This window comes from Bdellovibrio sp. HAGR004, assembly GCF_055397015.1.
Genome location: NZ_AP029176.1, coordinates 2,588,713 through 2,613,396, shown reverse-complemented (window position 1 = coordinate 2,613,396; position 24,684 = coordinate 2,588,713). Strand labels below are relative to the sequence as shown.

30 protein-coding genes and 1 riboswitch are annotated in these 24,684 nt (G+C 48.9%); of the genes, 23 read left to right on the top strand and 7 right to left on the bottom strand.

The window, feature by feature from the left end:
• Positions 1-134 precede the first annotated feature (134 nt).
• The gene (locus ACZ5ZV_RS13070; protein WP_464117515.1) at positions 135-998 is read right to left on the bottom strand and encodes an alpha/beta fold hydrolase; all 864 of its coding nucleotides are present in this window, start codon (positions 996-998) and stop codon (positions 135-137) included.
• Positions 999-1,059: 61 nt separating this feature from the next.
• Between ACZ5ZV_RS13070 and ACZ5ZV_RS13065 the strand changes: the two genes are divergently transcribed.
• On the top strand, positions 1,060-1,512 hold the full coding sequence (locus tag ACZ5ZV_RS13065; RefSeq protein WP_464117514.1) for a MarR family winged helix-turn-helix transcriptional regulator: 453 nt from the start codon (positions 1,060-1,062) through the stop codon (positions 1,510-1,512).
• A 320-nt stretch (positions 1,513-1,832) separates the two neighbouring features.
• Here ACZ5ZV_RS13065 and istB read toward each other — a convergent pair whose 3' ends face one another.
• Together istB and istA are read right to left on the bottom strand one after the other, a co-directional pair.
• A complete protein-coding gene (gene istB, locus ACZ5ZV_RS13060; protein WP_464117240.1) occupies positions 1,833-2,582 on the bottom strand; it encodes an IS21-like element helper ATPase IstB in 750 nt (249 codons plus the stop codon).
• A 14-nt stretch (positions 2,583-2,596) separates the two neighbouring features.
• Entirely contained in the window at positions 2,597-4,213 is a 1,617-nt protein-coding gene (gene istA, locus ACZ5ZV_RS13055) for an IS21 family transposase (RefSeq protein ID WP_464117241.1), read from the bottom strand.
• Between the two features lie 204 nt (positions 4,214-4,417).
• Between istA and ACZ5ZV_RS13050 the strand changes: the two genes are divergently transcribed.
• The 3 genes from ACZ5ZV_RS13050 to ACZ5ZV_RS13040 all read left to right on the top strand — a co-directional run bounded on the left by ACZ5ZV_RS13050 (position 4,418) and on the right by ACZ5ZV_RS13040 (position 7,604).
• A complete protein-coding gene (locus ACZ5ZV_RS13050; RefSeq protein ID WP_464117513.1) occupies positions 4,418-4,984 on the top strand; it encodes a hypothetical protein in 567 nt (188 codons plus the stop codon).
• A 215-nt stretch (positions 4,985-5,199) separates the two neighbouring features.
• Positions 5,200-7,044 carry an ATP-dependent zinc metalloprotease FtsH gene (ftsH, locus tag ACZ5ZV_RS13045; RefSeq protein ID WP_464117512.1) on the top strand — a complete coding sequence of 615 codons (1,845 nt, stop codon included), beginning with the start codon at positions 5,200-5,202 and terminating at the stop codon, positions 7,042-7,044.
• On the top strand, positions 7,041-7,604 hold the full coding sequence (locus ACZ5ZV_RS13040) for a hypothetical protein (RefSeq protein WP_464117511.1): 564 nt from the start codon (positions 7,041-7,043) through the stop codon (positions 7,602-7,604). The genes ftsH and ACZ5ZV_RS13040 overlap by 4 nt, the downstream gene beginning before the upstream one ends.
• 15 nt (positions 7,605-7,619) lie before the next feature.
• Here the strand turns inward: ACZ5ZV_RS13040 and ACZ5ZV_RS13035 are convergent, their stop codons facing one another.
• Both ACZ5ZV_RS13035 and ACZ5ZV_RS13030 read right to left on the bottom strand, forming a co-directional pair.
• Positions 7,620-8,810: a sensor histidine kinase gene (locus ACZ5ZV_RS13035; protein ID WP_464117510.1), complete on the bottom strand. Its 1,191-nt coding sequence runs from the start codon at positions 8,808-8,810 to the stop codon at positions 7,620-7,622.
• Positions 8,811-8,913: 103 nt separating this feature from the next.
• Entirely contained in the window at positions 8,914-9,330 is a 417-nt protein-coding gene (locus ACZ5ZV_RS13030; protein ID WP_464117509.1) for a hypothetical protein, read from the bottom strand.
• Between the two features lie 349 nt (positions 9,331-9,679).
• Here ACZ5ZV_RS13030 and ACZ5ZV_RS13025 point away from each other — a divergent pair, with 349 nt between their 5' ends.
• The 7 genes from ACZ5ZV_RS13025 (at position 9,680) to ACZ5ZV_RS12995 (ending at position 14,345) form a co-directional block, all read left to right on the top strand.
• Positions 9,680-9,892, top strand: a complete 213-nt coding sequence (locus ACZ5ZV_RS13025; protein WP_464117508.1) for a hypothetical protein — start codon at positions 9,680-9,682, stop codon at positions 9,890-9,892.
• A gap of 93 nt (positions 9,893-9,985) precedes the next feature.
• The gene (locus ACZ5ZV_RS13020) at positions 9,986-10,861 is read left to right on the top strand and encodes a hypothetical protein (RefSeq protein WP_464117507.1); all 876 of its coding nucleotides are present in this window, start codon (positions 9,986-9,988) and stop codon (positions 10,859-10,861) included.
• Positions 10,845-11,699, top strand: coding sequence for an ATP-binding protein (locus tag ACZ5ZV_RS13015; protein WP_464117506.1), 855 nt, complete (start codon positions 10,845-10,847; stop codon positions 11,697-11,699). Before ACZ5ZV_RS13020 ends, ACZ5ZV_RS13015 begins: the two co-directional genes overlap by 17 nt.
• Positions 11,700-11,795: 96 nt before the next feature.
• On the top strand, positions 11,796-12,458 hold the full coding sequence (locus ACZ5ZV_RS13010; RefSeq protein WP_464117505.1) for a type IV toxin-antitoxin system AbiEi family antitoxin domain-containing protein: 663 nt from the start codon (positions 11,796-11,798) through the stop codon (positions 12,456-12,458).
• A complete protein-coding gene (locus ACZ5ZV_RS13005; RefSeq protein WP_464117504.1) occupies positions 12,455-13,309 on the top strand; it encodes a nucleotidyl transferase AbiEii/AbiGii toxin family protein in 855 nt (284 codons plus the stop codon). The genes ACZ5ZV_RS13010 and ACZ5ZV_RS13005 overlap by 4 nt, the downstream gene beginning before the upstream one ends.
• An 8-nt stretch (positions 13,310-13,317) precedes the next feature.
• Entirely contained in the window at positions 13,318-14,121 is an 804-nt protein-coding gene (locus ACZ5ZV_RS13000) for a class I SAM-dependent methyltransferase (protein WP_464117503.1), read from the top strand.
• Positions 14,118-14,345, top strand: a complete 228-nt coding sequence (locus tag ACZ5ZV_RS12995; RefSeq protein WP_464117502.1) for a hypothetical protein — start codon at positions 14,118-14,120, stop codon at positions 14,343-14,345. Before ACZ5ZV_RS13000 ends, ACZ5ZV_RS12995 begins: the two co-directional genes overlap by 4 nt.
• A gap of 15 nt (positions 14,346-14,360) precedes the next feature.
• Here the strand turns inward: ACZ5ZV_RS12995 and ACZ5ZV_RS12990 are convergent, their stop codons facing one another.
• Positions 14,361-15,224 carry a helix-turn-helix domain-containing protein gene (locus ACZ5ZV_RS12990; RefSeq protein WP_464117501.1) on the bottom strand — a complete coding sequence of 288 codons (864 nt, stop codon included), beginning with the start codon at positions 15,222-15,224 and terminating at the stop codon, positions 14,361-14,363.
• A 267-nt stretch (positions 15,225-15,491) separates the two neighbouring features.
• Between ACZ5ZV_RS12990 and ACZ5ZV_RS12985 the strand changes: the two genes are divergently transcribed.
• Complete coding sequence (locus ACZ5ZV_RS12985; RefSeq protein WP_464117500.1) at positions 15,492-15,893, top strand: DUF1064 domain-containing protein; 402 nt, start codon at positions 15,492-15,494, stop codon at positions 15,891-15,893.
• 105 nt (positions 15,894-15,998) lie between these two features.
• A complete protein-coding gene (locus tag ACZ5ZV_RS12980; RefSeq protein ID WP_464117499.1) occupies positions 15,999-16,232 on the top strand; it encodes a hypothetical protein in 234 nt (77 codons plus the stop codon).
• A 60-nt stretch (positions 16,233-16,292) separates the two neighbouring features.
• On the opposite strand, the gene ACZ5ZV_RS12975 is transcribed toward ACZ5ZV_RS12980, so the two are convergent.
• Complete coding sequence (locus tag ACZ5ZV_RS12975; RefSeq protein ID WP_464117498.1) at positions 16,293-17,018, bottom strand: hypothetical protein; 726 nt, start codon at positions 17,016-17,018, stop codon at positions 16,293-16,295.
• A gap of 293 nt (positions 17,019-17,311) precedes the next feature.
• Here ACZ5ZV_RS12975 and ACZ5ZV_RS12970 point away from each other — a divergent pair, with 293 nt between their 5' ends.
• From ACZ5ZV_RS12970 to ACZ5ZV_RS12925, 10 genes are all read left to right on the top strand, one after another.
• Entirely contained in the window at positions 17,312-17,551 is a 240-nt protein-coding gene (locus ACZ5ZV_RS12970) for a helix-turn-helix domain-containing protein (RefSeq protein ID WP_464117497.1), read from the top strand.
• Between the two features lie 11 nt (positions 17,552-17,562).
• On the top strand, positions 17,563-18,189 hold the full coding sequence (locus tag ACZ5ZV_RS12965; RefSeq protein ID WP_464117495.1) for a ParB N-terminal domain-containing protein: 627 nt from the start codon (positions 17,563-17,565) through the stop codon (positions 18,187-18,189).
• Positions 18,182-18,994 carry a hypothetical protein gene (locus tag ACZ5ZV_RS12960; RefSeq protein ID WP_464117494.1) on the top strand — a complete coding sequence of 271 codons (813 nt, stop codon included), beginning with the start codon at positions 18,182-18,184 and terminating at the stop codon, positions 18,992-18,994. Before ACZ5ZV_RS12965 ends, ACZ5ZV_RS12960 begins: the two co-directional genes overlap by 8 nt.
• 3 nt (positions 18,995-18,997) lie before the next feature.
• Positions 18,998-19,663 carry a 7-cyano-7-deazaguanine synthase QueC gene (gene queC, locus ACZ5ZV_RS12955; protein ID WP_464117493.1) on the top strand — a complete coding sequence of 222 codons (666 nt, stop codon included), beginning with the start codon at positions 18,998-19,000 and terminating at the stop codon, positions 19,661-19,663.
• Complete coding sequence (locus ACZ5ZV_RS12950) at positions 19,660-20,109, top strand: 6-carboxytetrahydropterin synthase (RefSeq protein WP_464117492.1); 450 nt, start codon at positions 19,660-19,662, stop codon at positions 20,107-20,109. Before queC ends, ACZ5ZV_RS12950 begins: the two co-directional genes overlap by 4 nt.
• A gap of 2 nt (positions 20,110-20,111) precedes the next feature.
• Entirely contained in the window at positions 20,112-20,738 is a 627-nt protein-coding gene (locus tag ACZ5ZV_RS12945; protein WP_464117491.1) for a radical SAM protein, read from the top strand.
• Positions 20,738-21,289: a GTP cyclohydrolase I FolE gene (gene folE, locus ACZ5ZV_RS12940; protein WP_464117490.1), complete on the top strand. Its 552-nt coding sequence runs from the start codon at positions 20,738-20,740 to the stop codon at positions 21,287-21,289. The genes ACZ5ZV_RS12945 and folE overlap by 1 nt, the downstream gene beginning before the upstream one ends.
• Positions 21,290-21,347: 58 nt before the next feature.
• On the top strand, positions 21,348-21,785 hold the full coding sequence (locus tag ACZ5ZV_RS12935; protein WP_464117489.1) for a DUF5681 domain-containing protein: 438 nt from the start codon (positions 21,348-21,350) through the stop codon (positions 21,783-21,785).
• Positions 21,775-23,220, top strand: a complete 1,446-nt coding sequence (terL, locus tag ACZ5ZV_RS12930) for a phage terminase large subunit (protein ID WP_464117488.1) — start codon at positions 21,775-21,777, stop codon at positions 23,218-23,220. Before ACZ5ZV_RS12935 ends, terL begins: the two co-directional genes overlap by 11 nt.
• Before the next feature lie 67 nt (positions 23,221-23,287).
• A riboswitch (Fluoride riboswitch) is annotated at positions 23,288-23,361 on the top strand.
• A gap of 16 nt (positions 23,362-23,377) precedes the next feature.
• A complete protein-coding gene (locus ACZ5ZV_RS12925; RefSeq protein WP_464117487.1) occupies positions 23,378-24,679 on the top strand; it encodes a voltage-gated chloride channel family protein in 1,302 nt (433 codons plus the stop codon).
• Positions 24,680-24,684: the final 5 nt, after the last annotated feature.

The following is a 24,684-nucleotide window of genomic DNA, read 5'->3' as shown; positions in this document are numbered from 1 at the left end:
GAAATCGGGTTAAATCATTTCCAGTCAGGCAATGTTCCAAGAACCGTGCCGGAAATTTTGCCACCGGAATAGGCAGATTTTGTAGTGCTTTAGGGGGCTTAGCGCAAGGGAAATGCCCTTCAATACAGTGCGTTTTATGGGGTGTTTGAACTCAGCCAATCCCTAAGCAGGAGGTCGAAAACCTGGGATTCTTCAAGTTGAGGGTAGTGGCCGGATTTCTCAAAGACTTTTACCGTGAAATTGGGGGAAGTGTTGCGCAGCTCATTCCAGGTCCAAAACGGCGCAACGCCATAGTCATGAAGTCCGCAGATCAAAAGGATCGGTGCTGAAATTTCCTGCAGGGCTTGTCGGGTGTCGTAATCACGAAAAACTTCGCCGTAGAGATAGTCCATCGCATCGTCATTCGCCTTCACATCCTGCCACAAAGGGGACGCGTCGAAGTGAGGGTCAAACCAGCTTTTGGCATTAAGAGCCTGGCAATAGGTGATGAATCTTCGTCCTGATTCTGCGCCAGACAAAGAATATTGAGTTTGATCCAAAGCGAATTGGGCTTTGCGTTCGGGAGCAATGGTTTCTTCCCACCGGCGAAAGGCCTCGTTCATCGGGGCTCCGTGACTGGGGCCGGTGCAGATCATGACCACCTGGCTCACGGACTTAGGGTAACGTCGGGCATATTCCAGGGCAAGATAGCCATGGGCAGAGTGTCCGACAACGACGGATTGGGTAAAACCGCAGGCCTGGCGCAGATCTTCAGTATCTTGGCAGATTTTCCCCAGTTCATAGTCAGTGCGGTTGAAGGGTTTGGCTGTTGCCGCGAATCCGCGATAATCAACAAACCCCAGGCGAAGATGTTGGCGTAAGCTTTGTGAAAACGTGCGGGGATAAAATACAGACGAACCCAGCACCAGGGTGTTTAAGCCCTGACCTTGCACCACAAAGCGCAGATTGAAATCATCTTTATCTATTTGCCCTGAGAGGTCTGTGGAATCTTTTTTCATATAGTTGCAATATACAACCAACTAGTTGTATATTGCAACTATATGAAGGTCCGAGGGTAAAATGTCCAAAAATGATTCAGAACTGCTGGGTATAAGCCTGGCTGACACACTGGTGGCTATGAAAAGGTATCTTCTGATGTCGTTTGAGCAAAACCATTCCGCGATCACTTTTGAAGAATGGATGAACCTGCGTCCGTTGTTGGATCAGGCGCTGACTCAAAGGGATCTGGCATTTTATCTGGGAAAGGATAAAACCACGGTGTCACGCCTGTTGGACGATTGGGAAAAAAGAAAACTGGTGCGTCGGGTGCCACATAAAACAGATGGGCGGACAAAATTGATTGAAATGACCTCGACGGCGCGAAGGATTCATCAGCACCTTGCGGGATTGGTGAGCAAGGCCGATCTGAAATTCTGTTCGTTATTAAACAAAAAAGAGCGGGATCTTTTGATTCAAGGCACCGCCAAGATACGGGCGGCGTTACTTGAACCAAAAAAAGAAAGTTCCGATTGATCTGGATCTTTGCTGCCGACTTATTTAACCAGTTCCTTAGGCTGTTGGATTGAACTCAATAATGTGAGTAAGTTCTATGATATCAGCCACTTGCCAAACCAGACTTGCGGGCTGTCAAATCACAGGTATCATCAGGGGCGGAGGGTTATTCAATGAAATATGGTCTGCTGTTTACGGTTTTGTCTATTTTTGTGCTTCAAACTCAAGAGGTTTCCGCAAAAGAGATTCCCGTGCAGGCCAGGCTGTTCCGTTTCACTTAGTTTGACCGGGTTCGTTTCAGATACTTTGACCACCTGATTTTTGAGGGTTTATTGGTCTTTCTACTCGCTGTCAATATCGTTGAAAGTTATTCGTCCCTTCATGCGGTGACTGGGGCCTTCAAAAATGCAAATATGGGCATTCTCGAACATCCTGTCGATGGCAGCACTTGCCAGGATCGGATCGGTAAAAACTTGTGGCCATTCTTCAACGTCGCGGTTGCTGGTTAAGATCATAGCCGAATTGTGCTTGCGTCGATCAAATAAATCGAAGATCTCCTCACTCACGTCTCGTGGCATTGTTACGACGCCCCAGTCATCCAAGATCCATAGCTTTGATGTTAGAATTTGTTTGAATAAAACATCGAGCTTATTGTTCTCGCGCGCTTTACGGATCTTTGTCCCAAGTCTTTTTACACTCGTACAAAAAACACTGTGACCAGCCTGCGCAGCGCTCATCCCAAGAGCAATCGCAAGATGACTCTTGCCCGTGCCGGGACTTCCCAAAAACAATGCAATTTCGTTGTTCTCGATAAACTTTAAATCTTTCAGATCCTCGATTTTTTCGCGCGGGAGTTTTTTATTGAAATCCCAATTGAACTGCTCAAAGCTTCTTCGCTCTGGGAACTCCGCTTTCTTAATCCTTTTTTCTACGGCGTTATCTGCCCTTGCATCTAATTCCGTGGATAGAAGCTCACTGAGCCACTTAAGATCCTGGCTGCGTTTTCCTTTTTGAACTAAACCCTCGATCTCTGCGGATGCCGCGGGCATTCGTAACTGCTTTAACTGATCGCGTATCACATCTATTGTCATAACTGTCTTTCCTTTCAGTGGGCCTGGTTGCTATGAACCAGACGTAAATGGTTTTTATACTCACTCATGTCGCGCGCAAACTTACCTCCCACCGTCTGCGCGGATAAAACCTCCTCATGACGAGGAGCTTTGGGTTTTGGCTTTGCCATAATATTCAATAGTTGATGAACTGTTTTTAAATTTACCTGTGATAACTCCAGCGCTGAAAGGCAGGCCTTGTCGATGTCGGCATTGCTGTACTTCTTGTTCAGCGTCAGAAGACCCCATACGCTGCGTGTATCAACAAAACCTTCGCCTCGAGCCAAAATAATTCCTACAAAGCGCTCAACATTGACGCCGATAATTTTTGCTTGCTTCAGATAGTGACCATGATCTTGAAGAGTCTTCTCCCAAGACTCCTTGTAATGATCTTTACAGGCTTTACTTGTGAATTTATCTTGGATGCGCTCGTAAACTTCTAACAGTCGACCGTTGCAGTAGATACTTACTTGAACTGAATTACCAATCACCAAAGCTATTTCGCCTTTGAGTCTTGTGTCTACTCGGTAGTACTTGTTTGCAAAGCGAACATAACCATCAGACCTCACTGTTGAGCGAGTGATGGTTTCCACTTCGTAGCGTAATAAAGGAAGAGGCTTTAACAACGAGGCTTCATCGTTAAGAAACACATCCAAAGGTTTTTGTAGGTGAGTCCCGTGCTTTCTCTCATTGGCGATACTCATCTTTTTATTCATGTGTGACTGTGCGCCGCTCAGTGAATATTGGGACTTATCGTAGGATTCAAAAAGGCGACGCTTCATTGGAACCATTCGCTCCACTTTGCCTTTTTTCTCTGGAGAATAAGGCGGCAATGCCTCGACAACGAACCCGTAGTGCGAGGCCAGTCTTTCAAAGGCCGGGTTCAACGTCGGCTCGTGCTTTGATGCCTCATGAACAAAGACTTTGGGATTATCAGAAGTCACTTTACGAGGGACTCCGCCAAGTTCCTCAAACATGCTTATTAAAACTTCGGCAGTTGTTTCAAAGTCGAGTTTCTCTACAACTCGGGCCATCTCGTAACGAGAATGCCCAAGAACGCCAACGAAAATCCAAATTGTTTTTTTCTTTTTTGTGACAGGATCGACGACGTCAAAGAGCTTTCCCCAGTCCACCTGCAGACATTCCCCCGGTGAGTGAACAAGCTCCATCACATTGCGCGCAGGTGCGGATCGCATAAGTTTGTGGCGGTGAATGTAGCGGTAGAAGTTAGATCGCGGGACAGAGAGCGGAAGCTCTTCAAAAATACTTTGCGGACTCCAGCCAAGTTCAATGCGCTCCTTGATCCATTCGCGCTTGGGATCTAAGATGGCATCCGTTTCAATGGCCTTCTCGCTGCGACCATCGCGCAGCGGAAACAGCGCCTCTGGGTAAGGTGGGATTTCTTTTGAGGTTTTGCAGTAGATTTTCTTCTCTGGGTTTGCGACGGCTACATAGCCATGCTCTATCGCCTGGTCGCGGATTTTTATGACGTAACCTTTGCCTTTACCAGTTGATTTAGTCAGTGCGGTGAGTGAGTGTCCTTCGCGAAGGCCTTCGACGATTTTTCGGTCCACTGTGATTTTCTCCAAGTCCTTTTTTCTGAGTTTCCGCATGCGTATTCCTTGCTGTAGTCTGGTTGTTAAACCAGCAGCTTAGCGCATGGGATCAGATGGAGAAAATGTGCTGAAAACGTAAGCAATTGCCCGGTCAAATTAGGTGGGATTTACTTCCCCCAAAGCCGGTCCACTTACGTGGGATTTGCCCCCCTTGAAACCGGTCAAACTACGTGGGATTGGACAGCCAGGCTTTTTATGGGAATGACCACAGTAAAGCCAGATAATGCCAATGAAACTATCGAAGCCCAGGGTCTAAAAAAAATGGAAGGGATCAGTCAATTGGGAGTGGAGATCACTTATCCTCTGATGAATTACCTGGACGTTGGAGCCCGTTACGCCAAGAAGATGGCCTCAAGTGGAGAAGATCTTGTGGTTGAGGCAGATGATTATCAGGCCCGCTTGGACCAGGATGCTTTTTTGTTGATCGCCCGGGTTCCTCTGAAGAAATCGGACTTCATGAGGGTTGATGTTTTTGGTGGAGTCGGTGGCACCAACACCTCGTTTAAAATAGAAACGGCCAGTCTGAATGGCGAGCTTAAAAAGAGTGTCGGGGATGAGTGGTATGCTTCTCCTTATGCGGCTGCGGGAGCCTCGCTAGCTTTTGGTTATAAGAGGATCTATCTGGTCTTGGAGGTTGGTTATGAATACAACAAGATCGACGGCTTTAAGCGTTCGGGGAACCCCGGTGCGATTGACACCTTGGATCTTTCTGGTGGTTATTTCACTCTGGGGCTGATGTTTGATGGTATTCCGGGGACTGTGAATTAAGTAGGGTCCAGGCGGAGCGGCCTTTTATTGGTTCCCAGTTGTCCGCCGTTTCTAACAGCGGTCGCGCGCCTGGTCTGGCCTCGCGGCTTTCGTTTCACACCTACATGGCATTCGACGTCTGCTTCACCTTTTTATTGGGTCGACTGACAAACTGCCGCACATATATTGGAAAATCCGAGGATCCTTTCTCAGAATAGAATGCAAGGAGGAACATCGTGTTCAAAGACCCGAGCAGAAACTTCTTTTGGATTTTCTTGGCGTTCCTGGCCTTTGTCTGGCTTCAGAACATGTGGAGGGACCCTCTGAGGGTTCAGAACATAGCCTATAGCGAGTTTGAAGAGCTGCTTCAGCAGCAAAAGGTCGCCAATCTTGTCATTTCGGAAACGACTGTTCGTGGCGAGTTTAAAGAACCTCGTGAAGGTTTTAAAGGATTTGTCACCAATCGCGTTGCGCCGGAGATGGTTGAAAACCTCAAAGGCACAGGAGTTCAATACCGCCAGGTGGTTGAGAACACCTTCTTTCGCGATCTTTTGTCGTGGACAATTCCTGCATTGATCTTCATCGGTCTCTTCATCTTTCTGACGCGAAGAATGGCGGAAAAAGGGGGGCTGGGAGGCTTGATGTCGGTGGGAAAAAGCCGGGCACGGCTTTACGCTGAAACAGATGTGAAGATATCCTTCGATGATGTGGCCGGGGTTGATGAGGCTAAGGATGAACTTTATGAAGTTGTGCAGTTCTTAAAGAGTCCCTCTGAATATGGTCGTTTGGGGGCACGAATGCCCAAAGGCATCTTACTTGTGGGCCCACCAGGAACTGGCAAGACCCTGCTGGCTCGTGCCGTCGCAGGGGAAGCCCAGGTGCCATTCCTGTCCATCACGGGTTCTGAGTTTGTAGAGATGTTTGTCGGAGTGGGAGCCGCCCGGGTGCGTGATCTCTTTGAACAGGCCCGAAAGAATGCCCCTTCCATCATTTTTATAGATGAACTGGATGCCTTGGGAAAGGTCCGGGCTGTTGGCGGAAGCATTGGGGGACACGATGAAAAGGAGCAGACGCTCAATCAACTTTTGGCAGAGATGGATGGTTTCGATGCCCGCTCGGGCGTGGTGATTCTGGCTGCGACCAATCGCCCCGAAGTTTTGGATCCCGCCCTGCTCAGGGCGGGGCGCTTTGACCGTCAGATTCTGGTGGACCGGCCGGACAAACAGGGGCGTGAGCAGATTCTCAGTGTGCATCTGAAAAAGATTAAGGCGGAACCACAACTTAATATTGAACATTTGGCGGCACTGACTTCGGGATTTACCGGAGCTGATATTGCCAATCTTGTGAACGAAGCCGCGGTGGTGGCCACGCGAAGAAATGCCGAAACGGTCAACGAAGAGGATTTTGTTGCAGGTATCGAACGCATTATAGGTGGACTTGAGAAAAAAAGCCGTGTTCTGAGTGAACACGAAAAGAGAATTGTGGCACACCATGAAATGGGTCATGCTGTGATGGCAAGTTTGTTTCCAGGTGTTGATAAAGTGCAGAAGGTCTCCATCATCCCTCGAGGATTGGGAGCACTGGGGTACACCATGCAAAGACCCATCGAAGATCGCTATCTCATGACCGAAGCCGAACTCTTGCATAAAATCTGTGTCTTATTGGGAGGACGCATTGCCGAAGAGGTGATCTTTGGCGAGATCTCCACCGGGGCTGCGGATGATCTGGTCAAGGTGACTAATATTGCCGAAGCGGTGGTGACCCGCTACGGAATGAGCCGCCATCTGGGCAACATCGTCTTTGAGCAGCCGGCCAACACTTTTTTGGAGACCCCAGGCATGAACTATCGCAATCGTCTTTACAGCGAAAAAAGTGCCACCGAAATCGATGCTGATATTCGGAGAATTGTCTTTTCTTGCACGGAGCTGACACGAAAGGCTCTGCGTGCCAATAAATCCCTTCTTGAAAAAGGCGCAGCTTTGTTGCTAGAAAAGGAAACGCTGGAGCAGGATGAGATCAAAGTTTTGATGCAGGAACTTGTTCCGATTTCTGAACAAGCGGGGCCGGAGTTGAGGTTGTGAAGGAAGACAGATACAAAATCGTTAACGGTGTGCAAATCATTGAGGTCCGGGTTAAGGATCTGCAGCAGCTTTTTGACTATCGCGACCCGGCACCGTTTCGGCAGCGGGACCTGGACGAGGAATTCGCAAAGTATCTGGAATCCTATCTTGACGAAATATCCCCCAATCGACCTCTTCAGATTCACATTCACATCGAGTCAGCTACAGATGTTGTTTCTCATGATGACATCAAAGAATCTATTCACGATTACTTCCACTATCAGATTCAGCTCAAGCGGGGGCAGCTTTCCAAAACATATCGAACGGCGCAGATATTTTTGGGAATCGGATTGGTTCTTGTCGCGGCCTGCCTGACAATCGCTCATGCCATTTCCACGATGAAGCCAGGGCCTGTCAGTGGTGCGGTTCGTGAGGGATTTGTGATATTCGGGTGGGTGTCTCTTTGGAGGCCCATCGACCTCATTCTTTTTGACTGGTATCCTATTTACGACCGCATACGTATCTATCGACGGCTGGCCAGTGCTGAGATGGAGGTGACGATGGGAAAAAAATATTCCTAGTTTTCTGATTCCGGTTTATTTCTGTTCTATTTCGGGTTGAGGCAAAGTGAAGTGGAAGGTGGAGCCTTTGCCAGGCTGGGACTCTGCCCAAATCTGCCCACCGTGCAGTTCAATCACCTTACGACAAGTGGCAAGACCGATCCCCGCTCCGGGAGTATCTGAGGCATCCTGCAGCTTCTTATACAGAGTGAAGATGTTTTCTTTATCCTTAGGGTTGAAGCCGATCCCCCTGTCTTGAAGACTGAACAAGTAAGTGTGATCTTGCCGTTTAAATTCTATTTGAATATGGGGAGGCGAGGCTCCGTGGAATTTGATGCTGTTGGCGATGAGATTTTGAAAGAGCTGAGTCAGCAGGTGCGCATCGCCGTTTACTGTTGGCAGCACGGGCATAAGAATTTTGGCGTGAGTTTTTTTGATGGATTCATGCAGATTCTGCAGGACATGATTCAGGATCTCGTTAAGATCAACGGGCTGGAAAGGTTTCTCGGGTTTTGTAAGCCGGGCATAGTCCAGCAGTCTGTCGATAAGCCGGCGCATGCGCTCGGAAGCTTTCTGCATGACGTTGATGTACTTTAATGGTTCTTCCCCGAGAACGTCTTTTGTTTCGTCCGTAAGCAGATCCAAGTAACCGGATATGGTGGCCAGAGGAGACTTCAGATCATGCGCGGCAATGGCTGCAAAATGTTCCAGATCCAGATTGCTGGCTTCTGCTTTTTCCAGGGCCCGCTTAAGGCGTGTTTGATGAACATCCGCAAATTCTGTGGCGGCCAATGAGATCGCAGCATCCACGGCCTCGTTGATAATTGCCCCCACTTCGTAGCTGAGTAAACCCGTTTTATGGAGATCTTCCGTGATCACGGCCCTGAGAATGCTAAATTCCTGAAAAAGTTGTGGAAGAAAGTAACCTGTAAGTTGAGCTCTTTGTTCCCCATGCAGTCGCGACATTCCATGTTCCCCCAAGCGGAAGTTGGAGTTCAGTGTGGACTTCTCAAGAGAATCACAAAGCTCGTCTAAAAAGATTTCCATCGAGTTGAGCAGAGCCGGGGATGTCTGGCCTTCGGCAGCGGGAATTTTATTGCGCACTTTCATTTCCCACGCTGCTTTTATCTTGCTCTTGTCTTTTTTTATTTGTTGGGCGGCGGCTTTATGGATGCTGGATACGTGGTGCTTTTCGTTGTGTTCTTTTGGAAAGAGACTCTTCTCCATTGGCAACCCCCAGTCGCTAGTATGGTGGTGTGGATCGCATTTATTATCAGACGGGGGGAGTGTTTTTTAAACAAAGTTGTTTGGAACCGATAAAATAAATGGGCTAGGGTGGCAAATGGCATAGATTGGCTTGCTTCTCGCTTTGCTTGAAGCTCGCTTTTTGGCTCTTGGTTTTGCGACGATTGGGGCTCGTCGCATCACGCTCCTCGGGGCTTTGCCCTGCGCTTTCGCGCACCCTCGCGCTCGCGTCCTGCGAGGGCGATGACAAAAATAGCAGGATGCTATTTTTGCGCGTAAGCCCCGAAGGGGTTGAGGGCAGGAGCCCGAAACAACCCCTGTTGTCGGCGCACGATGCTTTGCTGGTGATTTGTAGGTTTTTTTGCGCCGACCTTCTAAGTTCAAGTCCGCTGAAGACAGTAAATGAAAATAAAAAAGCCCGATCTTGCGATCGGGCTTTGTTATTTTCAAAAATTGGCGTCCACACGTTGAAGAATTCAGAAAAAAGTGCTCCGAAGTGCATGGAGTACCAACTTCATGAAACCTCTCAACAAAACTCGCAGTTCGAGGGTGAAAGAAGCGGTTAAAAGTTTATCTCAAGGAGAAGCTAACAGAACCGCTTGTTCCTGTAAATATACCCGTGGGCGTACTGATGAAAATAACGCGCCGAAGTTGAGCGAGACGGATTTTGCCGCGCTCGCTCGGTTCTCTGAGGCCGTTTTTGTTTCCGCCACGGCCTTGCTGGATCGCCTCCAAAAGCTGCAACCGGATGACCCCTCCCTGGCCGAAATTGGGGCCCTGTTAAAACGCGCAGGTCTGAGCTTTGGGGGGTTCAAAGCTCGGACTCAGGGTTGCCCGACGGGGGTGACGCCGTGAAGCTTAAAACCCGGATTAAACGATTGGCGGCGGCGGTGGGACTTTGCCGCCGCCGCCATCACCAGCCCCGCATGATAGAAATTTTCAGCCGACAAACTTTGCTGGCCGAGGCTTCTATTTTGAGCGGTGGCGTTGAACGCAGAAGCTCAAAACCGCTTTTGATCCCGGAGGTCAAAAGCCTACCAAGGGGGATGACCATGCGGCTTTGAAATGCGTTAATTGAAAGTGTCAACAACCCGACAGCATGAGCAGTCGGTTCCTTCCGCATGAGTGGGCAACATTGGTCTATGGAAGGAGACTCTATGAAAAACTACGATGGAATCACCATCACGATCCCAGGTTTTGAAAACTACAACGGGAGAAAAGATATTAAGAAGTGCTCATGGCTTCGCTTGGAAAATGCCATTTCCACAAGCGAAGCCATGTTTGGATTGGACGCTGCCGAAAGATACGTCTTTGTCGAAATCCTCTGTCGTGCATCAGATAAACAGACAAAGCACGTTCGGATCAACGTCGAATATCTGGCACAAAGAGCCGCCGCCACCGCCGCGCAAGTCAGCTCGGCCATCACAAAACTGCTCTCAAACGGAACTTTTGAACATCACGAACAGATCCGTCCGAATCCGAACGGATCTGAACGGACTGGTGAGGATGAACCGCCAGCACGTTCGGACTTGGAAGGTTCACGGCCAGAATTGGCCCTTACGGACGGACGAGACGAACAGGACGAACCTGACGAGACGGACGAACGAGACGATGATAGCTCGGCACCGGAAATGCCGAGCCTTCTCGCTGAAGCCCTTCGGCCTTTTGATCCTGAATCCAAACTTGAACTGACATTTCTTCAACGCAAAGTTCCCATCGAAACTCAGCAAGCCCTGCTTGATGCGTATCCCGATCCGAAATGGGTCGCGCAGCAAGTGTTCAAGGCCCTTGCCTGGGAAACGATGAACCCCCACAAGCGAAAGAAAAACTTCCCTCGGTTCCTAGGAAACTGGCTGTCGCGGGGGTGGGATGACCACACGTCAAGGCTTCCAAGCAATTCGTCTTTCACGAAGGGGGGATATACTCGGCCTGCCGGAGCTCATGAGCGCGAAGAAGATCTTGATGCCGTAATCGAGAAAATCAAAACCGAGACTCTGGGGGAAGTTGGAGGCGTCAATGCAGCCAATGGCTAAGGCGTTCACTCCGATCCTTGTTTCCAGTGCCGATGACCTGGAAACCCCGCAGGATCGGTGCCCTGAATGCGGCGAGGTTTTTCAGTACGAAAAGAACCCCGAGTTTTCGGCAAAGGATTCCTCCGCACTTCCGCGCACGGTTTTGTCACGTCTTGCGTGGCGGCCCATCACGCACCTCAACTGTGAATCCAGAATGCGTGAGCGCGCACACGCGGCGGCCGCCATTCGGCGAAAACAAGAAATCAATCACGTCCTGAAACGCTCAGGCTTTCCGGGCAACGTGATGTCTAAAACGCTTTCAAGTTTTCAAGTGGACCCGGATTGCGCGCGAGAGTTGGAACTTGTGAAGCGATGGCGGCCAACGGATCGCTATGGCTTTTGGTTTCAGGGGCCTCCCGGCAGCGGCAAGAGTCACCTCATGGGATCTTTTGTTCACCGCTACTTTGAAGCGTCCACCGAAAAAGTGCCTCACATGGTCTGGTGGTCCGTGCCCTTTTTGTTCGATCAGATCACGAAGGACTTTGCGCGCGAGGACCGAGCGGAGCCCACGTTTCAAGATGCGCTCAACGCCGATGTGCTTTTTCTTGATGACTTGGGAACTCAGCAAGGAAAGCCCTGGGAAACGGAACGCCTTTTCCAGATTTTGGATCGGCGGCTTAACTGGGAACTTCCAACGTTCGTGACCACGAATCTTGCCACGGGCGAAGTGAAGAACCTCATGCACGAACGATTGACCTCGCGGCTTTTGGGTCTCTGTATTCCAGTCACCCTCAAGGCCCGAGACCGCCGCCGTGACGTGCTCGCTGAAAGGCTAAGGGATCTTCATGGAAGGGTTTAAAGGGGTAAAAACGCATATTTTACGAATTGCACCCACTTTAAGACTTTGGGTCGCATTCGTAAAAAATGGCGTCTCAAGTCGAGAAATGGAGGCTAAGTGATTGATTTTACTATGACTCATTTATTTACGAACTGCACCCACTTGACTTCATTGGGGGCATTTCGTAAAATAAAGGACATGAACAGACCAGAATTTAAAAAGCTCCTAGAGCTCCCATCATTCACCGGCAAAGAGGCCAAAGCCCACGGGGTCGATCCCCATGTGCTGCCGTACTATGTGAAAACCGGAGTCCTTGAGCGTGTTGCTCGCGGGGTTTACCGCAATCCGAATGTCGCCACCTCTGCACCTTTCGAGATTCAGGACCTACTCGAAACGGCTCAGAGTATTCCCGAGGGAACGATCTGCGGGGTTTCAGCCCTGAGTTATTACGGACTGACCCTTGAGATTCCTCGGCAGCTTTGGATTGCTGTCCCTCACTCTGGGGGGACTCCACGGCGGCCCAAAACGAAGATCCTCCGAATGCGTAACCTTGAGCTCGGAAGAGTTCCGCTGAAGGTGGACAAGTATCAAACTTTTATTTTCGACCGAGAGCGAAGTGTCGTGGATGCCTTTCGTTATCTTTCAATTGAATCAGCCATCCACTCGCTCAAGGAATATCTGAAAATGACAAAAGACCATAAGCCTGACATCGCAAAACTTGGAAGATATGCGCGCGAACTTCGCGTGAATATCAGCCCTTACCTGGCGGCACTTACATGAGTCAGGGCAAAGAACAATCCGTCAAAGACCGCGTGAAAAAGATTGCGGACCAACACGGGAGAACTTTCGGGGAGGTCTGGCAAGAAGTCGTCCTTGAACGCTGGCTGGCTCGCTTGGCTCAATCGAAGTATCGGAAGAATTTTATTTTTAAAGGTGCCATGTGCCTTGCAAGATATACGGATCTGCAACGTCAAACAAAAGACTTGGATTTTCTTTTGAGGGATCTCCAAGGCAGCATCGAGGACGTAAAAAACTATCTCGGTGAAGTCGCGGCCATTTCCATTGATGACGGATTCACGTTTGAGTCGCTGGATGTGCAGCTTCTCTCGCACACTCACATGCAATATCCTGGTTATTCTGTTTCAGTCGTTGCTCACCTGGGGAAAACGCGAACGAAAATTTTCATCGACGTGGGCGTCGGTGATGCCGTGAAGCCGACAGAAATCACAATGCGTCTTCTGAGCACGGACAAAGCTCCACTCTTTGAAAAAGACATCGAGCTATGGGCGTATCCGGTTGAGTTCATCTTTGCCGAAAAGCTGCAAACCGCAATCGCTCGCTCGCAAGAAAACAGCCGCATGAAAGACTATCACGATTTGATCTTCCTCATGCGGGGGGAGATCGTCGAAATTCCGAAAGCGAAGTCTGCAATTCAAGACACGTTCACGAATCGCGGAACGGCAATTGGTCCTATCGACATTCCTGCCGAAGACACGAAGAAGCTTCAGGCTTATTGGAACGCCTATCGTGGGACCCTTGCTGAAACCACGTCTGCGGAATTGAACGCGGATATTTTGGAAATCATCAAAGAGATTAACGAGTTTTTAGAAAAGCACGAATTGTTAAAATAGGAAGTCACATGAAACCGAAAAACATAAAACCAGATCCAGATGACGTAAGCACACTTTGCATTGAGCGCGATTTCACTCCTCAAGCGATCAAAAAGTTTTACGAAGAGACTTTCCCTAGAGCCCCAGACTGGGCAATCCCGAAATTTGAAAGGTCAGGATACAATCCTCCCAAAAAACCGCCGATCTTTGAATCCAAAGAAGAAATGAATCCTTATTTGCGGGACGTTTTCATGCTTGTTGATGAAGATGAAATGAGTATTCGAGACGATATGTTTTCACAGGCTGGAATCAAATACGGAATGCTGATGACGATTGCTCGGCGACGTTACGTTTACAAATACGCATGGGCCATTCCCTGCAAGGCGGCGCTTGAGGCCATCACGAAAGAAGGACCGATTGTTGAAGTCGGCGCTGGAAGCGGATACTGGGCGCATCTTTTGAGTCAGATGGGCTGCGATATTATTGCCTACGACATCGAAAAAGAAAATCGCTACGCACTTAGCGGCCCGACGAGCTTCCATCACCGATGGTTTGAAGTGATTCAAGGCGATGAAAAGTCAGCAGCTCGCCACCCAGACCGCGCTCTTTTTCTGTGTTGGCCGCCCTACGGGGAGACAATGGCCTACAACTGCTTGAAGAGTTACAAGGGAGACACGGTGATTTTCGTGGGCGAAGACAAAGGTGGATGCAATGGCGATGACAAGTTTTTCGATCACCTTGAAGAACATTTTCACGAAGTCGAATCCATCGAGATTCCGGTTTGGTGGGGTCTGCACGACAGACTCTACATTTTTAAGAGGAATAAAAAATGAAAGTGAAAGACCTCATTGAAAAGCTGAGAGCCTTTGACCCCGAGATGCTTGTCGTCACTCGGGGTCTTGATGAGGAAGGGTTTGCCGATATTTATAATCTTGAAATTGTATCTGTTCAGGAGCGCACTTCGGAGGCTGCAAGGCAAGCCCTTGGAGAATACAAGAAAGCCGGCGACGATGCGGACTCTACACGCTTAGCGGCTGTTTTGGTTGACCACGATTAAGGGTCTCGAGATTCATTACGACTTCTTTTGCGTTTTAAATTGTGCCGATTCCTGCTGCAACATCTGGTCTTTTTCTCTCAAGATAAATTGCTTCGGCGAAATGCCAACTTGAAATCGAAAACTCTCTGAAAAGGCGCTCGTGGTCGGATAATTCAGTTCCGCGGCCACTTCCGTCACGCTCTTTCCCAGCAAAAGCAATTTGATTCCCTCATAAACTTTCGCTCGCTGCCGCCAAATGGAAAACGACAGACCAGTTTCCTTGAGGAAGTAATCCGTAAAAGACCGTCGTGACATCCCGGCAACGTCGGCCCAGTAATCAAGTCCGTTCTTATCTGCGGGGTCATTTAAAATTCGAGCGACGACAATACAAAGCGCCGATGACGTTGGCATCGGAACAATTAAATGACGGACGCTTTGAAGTGTTTCAAGCTCATCGAGGAAAGTTAAAACAAGCCGCTTCTGCGCTGCCGTTTTGTTGTGACTCATGATCGGTCCCCAGCGAGTGATCTCTCCGGCGATCCTCAATATCAAACTTGAAGGTTTCAAGACGTGAATTTTGTTGGGCGCAAGAACCGAACGGTCTCCTGGGATATTGATATAATAGCCTTCAACTTTTTCCGTGAGGACTTCTGAGCGGAAAATCACACCTGGCGGAACATAGATCAGCATTCCCGAAGAATAGACAACGCACTCGTTATCCGTTCTTGTCGAGAGCAAACCGGATTCAACCACAATAAGAATCCCATTCTCACACTCGGACCATTCCATCCGAAAAGATGAATCAATTGAAAAACGAAAACCGGCAACCACGTCGGGACCTTGCACCTTTGCAATCGACAAGGCGGCATCAGGAAGTGGAATGGCTTTAAGTTTCTTCATTCGTTTTGCCCAATAATGATATTTTTATGCCGTAATGGGATAGCAAGATAAATCAAAAGACTCTAAAATCAATCAACTTGATTGGTTCGTCGCATAGCAAAACGGTTTTCTATTTAGTTTTCATTAAGTAAACCATTTAAGTTCAAGTAAACTTAAGAGTTCTTAAGTTCTAGGTGTTGAAAACTATACGGCGAACTTTCCTTCTAAGGAATCTATCCTGAAGGGGTCGCGCCCTTGGCGCGTCCTGCACTTCAGGAGGGAGTCCGCATGAAGGCCAGGGACGGCCACTTTAAAAGCCGTTTTGCTAAAAAATCAAAGTTAATGAATCGTCGTGTGTCCATCGACGGAAAAACTTTTGCCTCAAAGCTTGAGGCCGCAGTTTATTTAGAACTCAAGAATCTTTCAAGGACAGGCATTCTTCAGATTCTTGAAGTTCAGCCGCGTGTCTATTTGACCGAAGCAAAGATTCTCTACATCCCGGACTTCAAATGCCTTGATCTTAGATCCAACGAAGTTTTTTTCGTTGAGGCCAAGGGACAAGAAACAACAGACTGGAAAATCAAAAAATGTCTCTGGGAACATTACGGACCCGCAACACTTCACATCTGGAAAGGCACGTTCAAGCGGCCTTCTCTTCAGCAGAAAATCCCAATCATAAAAAATAACTAAGTTTTGTTTACCTTAATTCAGCTTCGACTGCATGGGGCACCTCTAGCCTTGGGCAAAAATCGCAATTCCGCAGTTTTTTTAAACCAAGGCGGAAAGAGGAACGCCATGAGCGAAAACAAGAAAACTGAAAAACAGAAGCGCGTCGCTGTGCTGAGCCGTTATCCCGGCGAGACGATTCTCGTTGGTGAAACGGTCATCAGGATTCTGAAGGTCGATAAGAAAAGGATCTCAATTTACGTTGAAACGTCATTGGATCAAGAAATCAAAAGACTTCCGAAAGATCAGAGTGAAGCTGTTTCGTCAGTGATTGCAAATGAGGGGGTGAAGAAGAAAGACTAAATCACCCTTAGAATACCTTGGGGACGGATTCCCGAGGCGTTCTTTTTAGAACGCCCAAACTTAAAGACACAATCCCGTCTGTCTGACCTTGCCAATGATGGCAGGCACTTTTGAATACTTCCCACCATCACGAAGCACGGCCCAATAAACGCCGCTCGCTAAAATCACGTTTCCTTTCTTTTTAATCTGATTCGCCAGGATTCGCATTCCGCACTCTAAGTTTATGAGTGGATCAAGAATCGTCTTTTTTGAACTGGTGACTTCAAGACCTTTATCCTTCTGCCATTCAATACGACAAAGCGGATATTTCAAGACCGCACCATAATTCGGAACATCTTGATAGCTCAACTGAAGCAGTCCCTCGCTGACGACTTGTTTCTTCGTCACGGGATCTGTGCCCATCGTCGTTTCAGTCATCCGACTGACTGGACTCCATCCACTTTCATAGTAGGCCGTGGCCGAAATCAACTCACTCCAAACCGCAATCCTTTGATCCCTCGCAAGAGTCTCATACTTCGGACAGATCCTGGTCGCGTCCTTTGCAAGATCGAACGCTTCAAACAGTTCAGCACTTAAGAGTTCTGAAACGAAGGCGCTCCACTCTTTTCTTTCGGGGTGATTCTTCTCCCAACTCAGTGCCAATTTCTCAACAGGCTTTTCAGGTATTGGCGTCGGCTTCACCTCAATAGGTGTCGTCGGCACCTTCCTCGACATCGCAAAACTTTCGTTCTGCTCTACAAGCCATAGCATTCCGATCAGTAAAAAAAGTGACATCATATATTTCACGCTCATCCTCCTTGTGAATGAATTTGAAATCCATTCTGTCAGCGATGGGTGGCGCGCATAATGTTCCTGATTCGACAGTTGAGAGTTTGACGGCGACGACTCGCGGTAAAATTTAAAAATAATTTTTCCGCCCAAGGATAAATTCGGAACTGCTTTTGCGCCCGAAAATCGCTCGTCTCTTTTTTGAGTTTAGATGACGGTTCATCTCGTAGGGCCAAGGAGTAGAAGTCAGAAATGGTGTCGAAAAATACGCGGTGACGTTGAAAATTTAGCTGCGCGAAACTCGACAGTGTATGGAAACTAACAGTTTAAATTTTAACGGCGACGATGAAATCACAATATCAGTAAAGCTTCCTCTGAATCTTCCAGATGTCTTGGAGAAGTTCCAAGCCACTCTGCTTGAAAAAGCGATGGAGCGAAGTCAAGGGAACCGCACTCACGCGGCTCACGCGCTTGGACTGAATCGAACAACTCTCATTTCAAAAGCTAAACGTCACGGGGTGATCTCAGACTCTGGCAACGGCCACGACTAAAGAGGTATCTGATGAAATCAAAAAGAACCTCCTTAGCTCAACTCCCTGGGAATCCGAAGAATCCGCGAAGAGTGACCGATCAGAAACTCGAAATGCTGAAAAAAGCATTGGCAGAGTTCGGGGATCTTTCCGGCATCATCTTCAACCGAAAGACAGGACAACTCGTTGGGGGTCATCAACGGGTCAAAGTCCTGCCTCCTGACGCGAAGATCACGCTGCGAAAAACTTTTGATAAACCCACGCGCACCGGAACCGTGGCCGAGGGGTTTATTGAAATAGATGGCGAAGAGTTCGCCTATCGTGAAGTTCAATGGAGCGAAACGAAGGAAAAGGCTGCCAACATTGCCGCCAATAAAGGGGCTGGTGATTGGGACTTTCCGCAGTTGACCGAATGGATGACGGAGCTTGAGGCCGAAGGCTTCGACAAAGAACTGACCATGTTTGATGAGGAGGAACTGGATCGACTTTTCGGGGGGTGGGAAACCGGAACTGAATCCGTCGATAAGACTTCAGAAAATCTCGATGGCATCACAGCCACGATCAAAATCAAATGCCCTCAAGAAATCTATGACGAAGTTTGCATCTACCTGAAGGCAAAAATCATGGAGACCAGTTTCACGGGGGTGGAAATTGTCTAAGCGGCCTCCGTTGAATCTTCTGATGGCTTATCCCTACATCAAGCCCGATGTCTTACGTTTTTTCGTCGAAAGAAAAAGTGAGATTCGGGTCCTGATTGATTCGGGCGCTTTCACAGCTTGGAAAGCCGGAACATCCATTTCAGTTGATGATTATTGCCGCTTCATTGAATCGCTTCCGATCAAGCCTTGGAGGTACTTCACCCTTGATGTCATCGGTGATCCTCACGGGACTCTTAAAAATTACGAAATCATGCTGAAGCGCGGATTTAAGCCTGTTCCGATTTTCACCCGTGGCGAAGATCCGAGTCTTTTGGAGGAATACTATAAGACTTCGGAAGTTGTCGGCATCGGCGGCCTTGTCGGAACCGAAAAGAATAAGGGATTCGTCAAGGGCATCATGGGAAAGGTCAACGGTCGCAAGGTCCATTGGCTGGGCTTTACGAACTTGGCATTTCTAAAAGTCTTTAAGCCGTACATGGCCGATTCAAGCACCTGGGAAATGGGTGCTCGATACGCTTCTTGCTCACTCTATTTAGGACGAGGCTTGCCACTTGTCCAAGTCACGAAAAAGGCCCTGGGAAATCAGCTCCGGGACCCTGTGATTGTTCAAGCCATTCAACGCTACGGCTTCAACCCGAATGATCTTTTGAAACCTGAAAATTGGAATGGAGGCCGCAGCATCACTCGGCGTTTGGGGGCAAAGAGTATGCGCCAGCTCAGTGATGATGTCGGCAAAAACATTGGAACAAATTTATTTTTAGCGGCTGCCACGAGGTATGCCGCGGAACTTCTCTTGGAGGAATAAGAAATGAAAACACTCGTCGTCCTTTCCGGTGGCATGGACTCCACCGCAGCACTGGCCCAGGCAAAAGAAAACGGTCATGAAGTAATCGGTGCCGTTCACTTTCAATATGGGTCAAAACACAATAAGCAAGAACTTGCAGCGGTCAAAGCTGTCACAGAGTTTTTCGATGTCCCGTTGAAGGTCGTTGATCTTCCGTTCATCAATGACCTTTTCAAAAGTGATCTTCTTCAATCCGGTGGGGAGATTCCCGAAGGCCACTACGAAGATCAATCCATGAAGCGCACCGTGGTTCCCTTCAGAAATGGGATCATGCTCGCTATTGCGGCGGGGTTAGCGGAGAGTCTGGGGGGTGAGATGGTCACGATTGGCAATCACATCGGCGACCATGCGATTTATCCAGATTGCCGCGAAGAGTTTATCAAGCCCATGTTTGAGGCCATTGAGCGCGGCACCTACGCCCGAATCAAAATCTGGTCTCCGTTCATGCACAAGACCAAAGCTGAAATTGCCAAAATCGGATCGGAGCTCGATGTCCCATTTAAGCTGACTTGGAGCTGCTACAAAGGCGGCAAAGTCCATTGCGGGAAATGCGGGACTTGCGTTGAGCGCATTGAAGCCTTCGCAAAAGCGGGAGTGAAAGATCCGACCGTTTACGAGGTGAAATCATGAGCCGCGCCCAACTTCGATCAACGAAATCGTTTTGGAATTATCCTTGCTCACACCGCCAATGGCGTCACGCGGGTCACTGCGCCTTCATTCACGGCTACTCTCGAAGTTTTCACTTCACATTTGAAGCCTCGGAATTGGATTCGTTCGGCTTTGTCGTTGATTTTGGAGCTTTCAAAAAATTCCGCGCAAAACTGGATGAATGGTTCGATCACACTTTGCTGCTGAACGAAGACGATCCTTTGCTTGGTGAGTTCCGAGCTCTGGAAGCTAAGGGGGCTTGCAAAATCACTGTTCTTCCCAATGTGGGCATGGAAGGCACCGCGCACTTTCTTTATGAACAAATGAACGAGTTCTTGTCTGTTGAAACTGCGGGACGCGCAACGTGCGTGAAAGTCGAAGTCCGCGAGAACGACAAGAACAGCGGCATCTATATGGATTGGAGATAGAGATGAAAACCTATCAGGTGAAATCTATCTTCGGCCCCACAATTCAAGGCGAAGGCAGTCATGTCGGAACTTGTGTTCTCTTTCTGAGGTTTGCGGGGTGCAACCGCTGGTCCGGTTTGGAAAAAGATCGAGCGCGTTCATTTTGTCGCTTCTGTGACACCGACTTCAGGGGAGGAAATCCCATGACTGCGCAAGGTATTGCAGCGGCTCTGAATGACTTGAGCGGCCCGAAGACCGTTGTCATCACGGGGGGAGAGCCCACACTTCAGATCGACAAGGATCTGCTCCTCACTCTTCGAGAGAACGGCTTTGCAATTCATCTTGAAACCAACGGCTCTAAGTCGTTGGGTGAGCTTTTGCCTTTGATCGACCATGTGACGATGAGTCCAAAGCAAGGCCGCGCGCAGACAAAACTTGAAAGCTGCGACGATCTTAAAATTCTGTTTCCGTTGAGCGATCCGCTCGTCACGCCGGATGCGTTTTCTGACTTTCCTGCAAAACAGAAGTTCCTTCAGCCCATCGCTGAAGATGGTTACGAAATCAACCGTGACGAGACGCTTGCCTTTATTTTCAGACGCCCTGAGTGGCGGCTCTCGTTACAGACACACAAAATTCTTGGAGTTGAATAATGAAAAACTATCCTGACTTGATTCGTGAAGTATTGGTCGCCATCGGCGAAGACCCAGACCGTGAGGGTCTGAAAGACACTCCAAAACGTGTCGTGAAATCTTGGTCCGAGCTCTACGCCGGATATATGCAAAAACCCGCAGACATCCTTTCGACGGTTTTTGAAGATGGTGCGTGTGATGAGGTCGTGATTTTAAAGAACATCGCGTTTTCGTCCATGTGCGAGCATCACATGATTCCTTTCATCGGGGTGGCGCACATTGCGTATCTTCCCGCTGGAAAAGTCGTTGGACTGTCGAAACTTGCACGTCTGACCGAGTGCTTTGCTCGTCGTCTTCAGATTCAAGAGAAGATGACGGCCCAGATTGCCAACGCCATTGAAGAACATCTCAAGCCCAAGGGCATTGCGGTTGTCGTTGAGGCCCATCACCAGTGCATGAGTGCCCGAGGGATTAAGAAACAAGCAACGACGATGGTCACTTCCGCCATGCGCGGAGTCTTTCGTGAGGACCAGGCCGCAAGGAGCGAGGTTCTGGCATTGCTGAAGGCTTAGGACTGTCGAGCTTTCAACGGCTGGCAGCGATCCGGCAGCGATAAAAACAAGGATGTGAATGGTGGCAAAGGGTAAGAAAACCGGAGGGAGAGATTTTAAAAAGGGGCAATCTGGTAATCCCAGAGGCCCTAAACCCGTGCCTTTAGAAGACCGTATGAAGTTGCGGCTCTCTCACGCGCAGTTTGTACTCACCGCGAACAAGTATCTGTTTTCGACGAAAGAAGAAATCCGCTCAATTCTCAACGATCCCAACACAATTGCCCTGGATCTGGCCGTCGTGTCGTTGATCCATGAAGCGATCAAGGGCGACGGACGAATGCTTGAACTTCTTCTGAGTCGTCTTATTGGCAAGGTCACTCAGCCTATTGAACACTCAGGTCCTGCGGGTGGCCCGATCCCAGTTCAAGACCTTTCACACCTAAGCGATGAGGAGCTGGACCAAGAAGTTCGCAAGATTCGCGCCCGCCTGAATATGGCGGTCGGTGATGAGTCGTGAGGCGTTGCTACGCGCTTACCTCGATGCCCGAGCCCGTGAGTACGAACTTTGTACTCGCTCCCTCAATCAATTCGTCGTCGGCGCGTGGGATGTCCTAGAGCCTCAGACACCGCTTCTCTGGAATTGGCACCATGACTTAATTTGTGAATATCTGATGGCCGCTGAGCGCGGCGAAATCAGACGCCTCATTATCAACATCGCCCCTCGTTCAACAAAGTCGCTCCTGGCAACTGTTTCCTTCCCTGACTGGATCTGGACTCACTCGCCAGCGACGCGCTTTCTATTTGGATCTTATGCGGAGACTCTTGCAACCAAGCACTCTCTTCTTCGCCGAAACCTGATTGAGTCCGACTGGTATCAAAAAGGATGGGGGCACAAGTTTCAGCTTTCGGGCGACCTGAATAAAAAGACCGAGTTTGCCAATAACAAAACCGGACAAATGAAATCCGCCGGCATCAAGGGAGCGATCACTGGTGAAGGTGGCGACTTCATTCTTATTGATGACCCTCACAATCCAAAAGGTGCTGAGAGTGACGCTGATCGTGAGGCGACACTTCAGAACTTTGACCTGGCTTGGTCAAACCGACTCAACAACAAGAAAACGGGCCGAATCATTCTGATTATGCAAAGGCTCCATCACCAAGATCTAACAGGTCACTTGATTGCAAAGAACCTGGGCTACGAAGTTTTAAAAATTCCTTCCGTCTGCGAGAAAAAAACGATCATCACTTTTCCGATTTCTGGAAAGGAACTGATTCGTGAGCCTGGGGAGCTGATGCACCCCGAGCGCGACGGCAAAGAGGAACTTGAACAAGCAAAGAAAGACCTCGGTTCATACGGGTTTTCTGGACAACATCAGCAAGATCCGTCGCCTCGGGCTGGCGGTATCATCAAACGTGCGTGGATCAAGTATTACAAAGAGCTTCCTGATAAACTCGATGAGAAAATCATCGTCGCGGATCTTACCTATAAAGATGCAAAGACTTCGGACTTCACGGTGATTGAAGTTTGGGGGCGCAAGGGTTCAAGTTTGTATTTGATCGACCAGATTAGGGATCGAATGGGTTTCCCGGCGCAAGTTCAGGCGATTAAAGCCATGTCTGCGAAGCACCCCGATGCCATTGCAAAGGTGATCGAGGAAGCTGCCAACGGTGCGGCCGTCATTCAAACCCTTCAAGATGAAATCATGGGGATCGTTCCCTATAAACCGCAAACCGGAAAAGATGCGCGTCTTGCGGCGGTGTCTCCGATTTATGAGGCTGGCAATGTCTTCTATCCAGATCCGACAATCGCGCCGTGGGTGGGAACCAATGTTGAGGAGATCGTTTCGTTTCCGAATGCGGCTCATGATGACACCGTGGATTGCGCTTCGCTTGCGATCATGCGCTTGCGCGAGACCTCTTCAAAACGACTTGAAATGCTCCTGAAAATGTAACCTCTGACTTGATTCGGGACTGCTGGGAAGCATCAGGCTTGATTTACGACGGGTGTTCAGTCTATTCTTGAGTTCAGGCAATGGAGTCTGCCTTGAACCGCCGCTCAATTTAGAGATCGTGCTAATGACTCCTACCAATCAAAGGTAGGAGTGTATCTTGAAGAAACCAAAAACCCTTCAATCAATTTTCCAGCATTACATTAAGTGGATTTTTCTCTCAAGCTTGATCGGCGTCGGTTGCGGCGTTGCCTCGGCCATTTTCTTTCGGACTCTTGAACTGACAACGGAGTTTCGGGAAGCCCACTCGTGGCTGCTTTTTCTTCTTCCCCTGGGGGGCCTTATCGTGGGGGCTGCTTATCACTACTGGGGAAGGTCCGTTGAGGCCGGAAACAATCTCATCATAGATGAATTTCATGATTTAAAAAATGTGGTCCCGTTTCGTATGGCTCCGCTTGTGTTATTCGGAACGATAGCAACGCATCTCTTCGGCGGATCGGCAGGACGTGAAGGCACTGCCGTGCAAATGGGTGGCTCGATTGCCGATCAGTTCACACGCATTTTTAAAATGAATCCTGAAGATCGGCGCACACTTCTCATGGCAGGAATGGCCGGAGGCTTCGGCTCTGTTTTCGGTGTTCCGTTTGCTGGAACTATCTTTGGCCTTGAAGTGCTGGCGATCGGAAAGCTTCACCTCTGGGCGCTTGTTGAATGTGCCACCGCAGCTTTCACCGCGCACCATGTGACGCAACTTCTAGGCGTTCATCACACAAGTTACGTTCATCCGACTTTAGAAATTCCAAACTCGTTCGTGTTCTGGGCATCCGTGATTTTCGCAGGGGTGCTTTTCGGTCTGACTGCAAAACTGTTTGCGCTGATGACGGAACAAATTAAAGCGAGCTTTAAAAAGATTTTTCCGTATCTGCCAATAAGAGCACTCATTGGGGGCGCGTTTATTTCACTTGTTTTCTTTTTGGTTCCTCTCACGACTCGCTACGCGGGGCTTGGAGTTCCGATCATTGTTGATGCTCTCAAAGTTCCACTTCCGGCCTATGACTGGATTGGAAAACTGGCTTTCACTGCGTTCACGTTAGGAGTGGGATTTAAAGGCGGCGAAGTGACTCCGCTTCTATTCATTGGCGCGGCTCTCGGAAATTCTTTGAGTGGGTTTCTACCGATTCCGTTGCCGATCCTAGCTGTGATGGGGTTTGTCGCTGTGTTCGCGGGAGCGGCCAACACGCCACTGGCTTGCACGATCATGGCACTTGAACTTTTCGGGCCGCAAATTGGAATCTATGCTTTGGTTGCTTGCTTTGTGAGTTACGCCGTATCGGGCCACCGAGGAATTTATCACGCGCAGAGAGTTCACAAGCGAAAGAATAGTCGGATCATTCTTTCGCTTGTGCAAATCAGGGTCAGTGTAAAGCGCGTCTTAGCGGACCCTGGGCGAAGAAAAAAGTAGAACAC

Bases quoted from the DNA above. Each gene is read 5' to 3' on its own strand.
- ACZ5ZV_RS12945 (WP_464117491.1), top strand. From the start codon at position 20,112: ATGAAAACCTATCAGGTGAAATCTATCTTCGGCCCCACAATTCAAGGC.
- ACZ5ZV_RS13015 (WP_464117506.1), top strand. From the start codon at position 10,845: ATGCAGCCAATGGCTAAGGCGTTCACTCCGATCCTTGTTTCCAGTGCC.
- ACZ5ZV_RS12950 (WP_464117492.1), top strand. From the start codon at position 19,660: ATGAGCCGCGCCCAACTTCGATCAACGAAATCGTTTTGGAATTATCCT.
- folE (WP_464117490.1), top strand. From the start codon at position 20,738: ATGAAAAACTATCCTGACTTGATTCGTGAAGTATTGGTCGCCATCGGC.
- ACZ5ZV_RS12995 (WP_464117502.1), top strand. From the start codon at position 14,118: ATGAAAGTGAAAGACCTCATTGAAAAGCTGAGAGCCTTTGACCCCGAG.
- ACZ5ZV_RS12935 (WP_464117489.1), top strand. From the start codon at position 21,348: ATGGTGGCAAAGGGTAAGAAAACCGGAGGGAGAGATTTTAAAAAGGGG.
- ACZ5ZV_RS12985 (WP_464117500.1), top strand. From the start codon at position 15,492: ATGAAGGCCAGGGACGGCCACTTTAAAAGCCGTTTTGCTAAAAAATCA.
- ACZ5ZV_RS13030 (WP_464117509.1), bottom strand. From the start codon at position 9,330: ATGCACTTCGGAGCACTTTTTTCTGAATTCTTCAACGTGTGGACGCCA.
- ACZ5ZV_RS12965 (WP_464117495.1), top strand. From the start codon at position 17,563: ATGAAATCAAAAAGAACCTCCTTAGCTCAACTCCCTGGGAATCCGAAG.
- ACZ5ZV_RS13065 (WP_464117514.1), top strand. From the start codon at position 1,060: ATGTCCAAAAATGATTCAGAACTGCTGGGTATAAGCCTGGCTGACACA.
- ACZ5ZV_RS13070 (WP_464117515.1), bottom strand. From the start codon at position 998: ATGAAAAAAGATTCCACAGACCTCTCAGGGCAAATAGATAAAGATGAT.
- ACZ5ZV_RS13000 (WP_464117503.1), top strand. From the start codon at position 13,318: ATGAAACCGAAAAACATAAAACCAGATCCAGATGACGTAAGCACACTT.
- queC (WP_464117493.1), top strand. From the start codon at position 18,998: ATGAAAACACTCGTCGTCCTTTCCGGTGGCATGGACTCCACCGCAGCA.
- ACZ5ZV_RS13005 (WP_464117504.1), top strand. From the start codon at position 12,455: ATGAGTCAGGGCAAAGAACAATCCGTCAAAGACCGCGTGAAAAAGATT.
- istA (WP_464117241.1), bottom strand. From the start codon at position 4,213: ATGCGGAAACTCAGAAAAAAGGACTTGGAGAAAATCACAGTGGACCGA.
- terL (WP_464117488.1), top strand. From the start codon at position 21,775: ATGAGTCGTGAGGCGTTGCTACGCGCTTACCTCGATGCCCGAGCCCGT.
- ACZ5ZV_RS13020 (WP_464117507.1), top strand. From the start codon at position 9,986: ATGAAAAACTACGATGGAATCACCATCACGATCCCAGGTTTTGAAAAC.
- ACZ5ZV_RS12990 (WP_464117501.1), bottom strand. From the start codon at position 15,224: ATGAAGAAACTTAAAGCCATTCCACTTCCTGATGCCGCCTTGTCGATT.
- ACZ5ZV_RS12980 (WP_464117499.1), top strand. From the start codon at position 15,999: ATGAGCGAAAACAAGAAAACTGAAAAACAGAAGCGCGTCGCTGTGCTG.
- istB (WP_464117240.1), bottom strand. From the start codon at position 2,582: ATGACAATAGATGTGATACGCGATCAGTTAAAGCAGTTACGAATGCCC.
- ACZ5ZV_RS12970 (WP_464117497.1), top strand. From the start codon at position 17,312: ATGGAAACTAACAGTTTAAATTTTAACGGCGACGATGAAATCACAATA.
- ACZ5ZV_RS13050 (WP_464117513.1), top strand. From the start codon at position 4,418: ATGACCACAGTAAAGCCAGATAATGCCAATGAAACTATCGAAGCCCAG.
- ACZ5ZV_RS13035 (WP_464117510.1), bottom strand. From the start codon at position 8,810: ATGGAGAAGAGTCTCTTTCCAAAAGAACACAACGAAAAGCACCACGTA.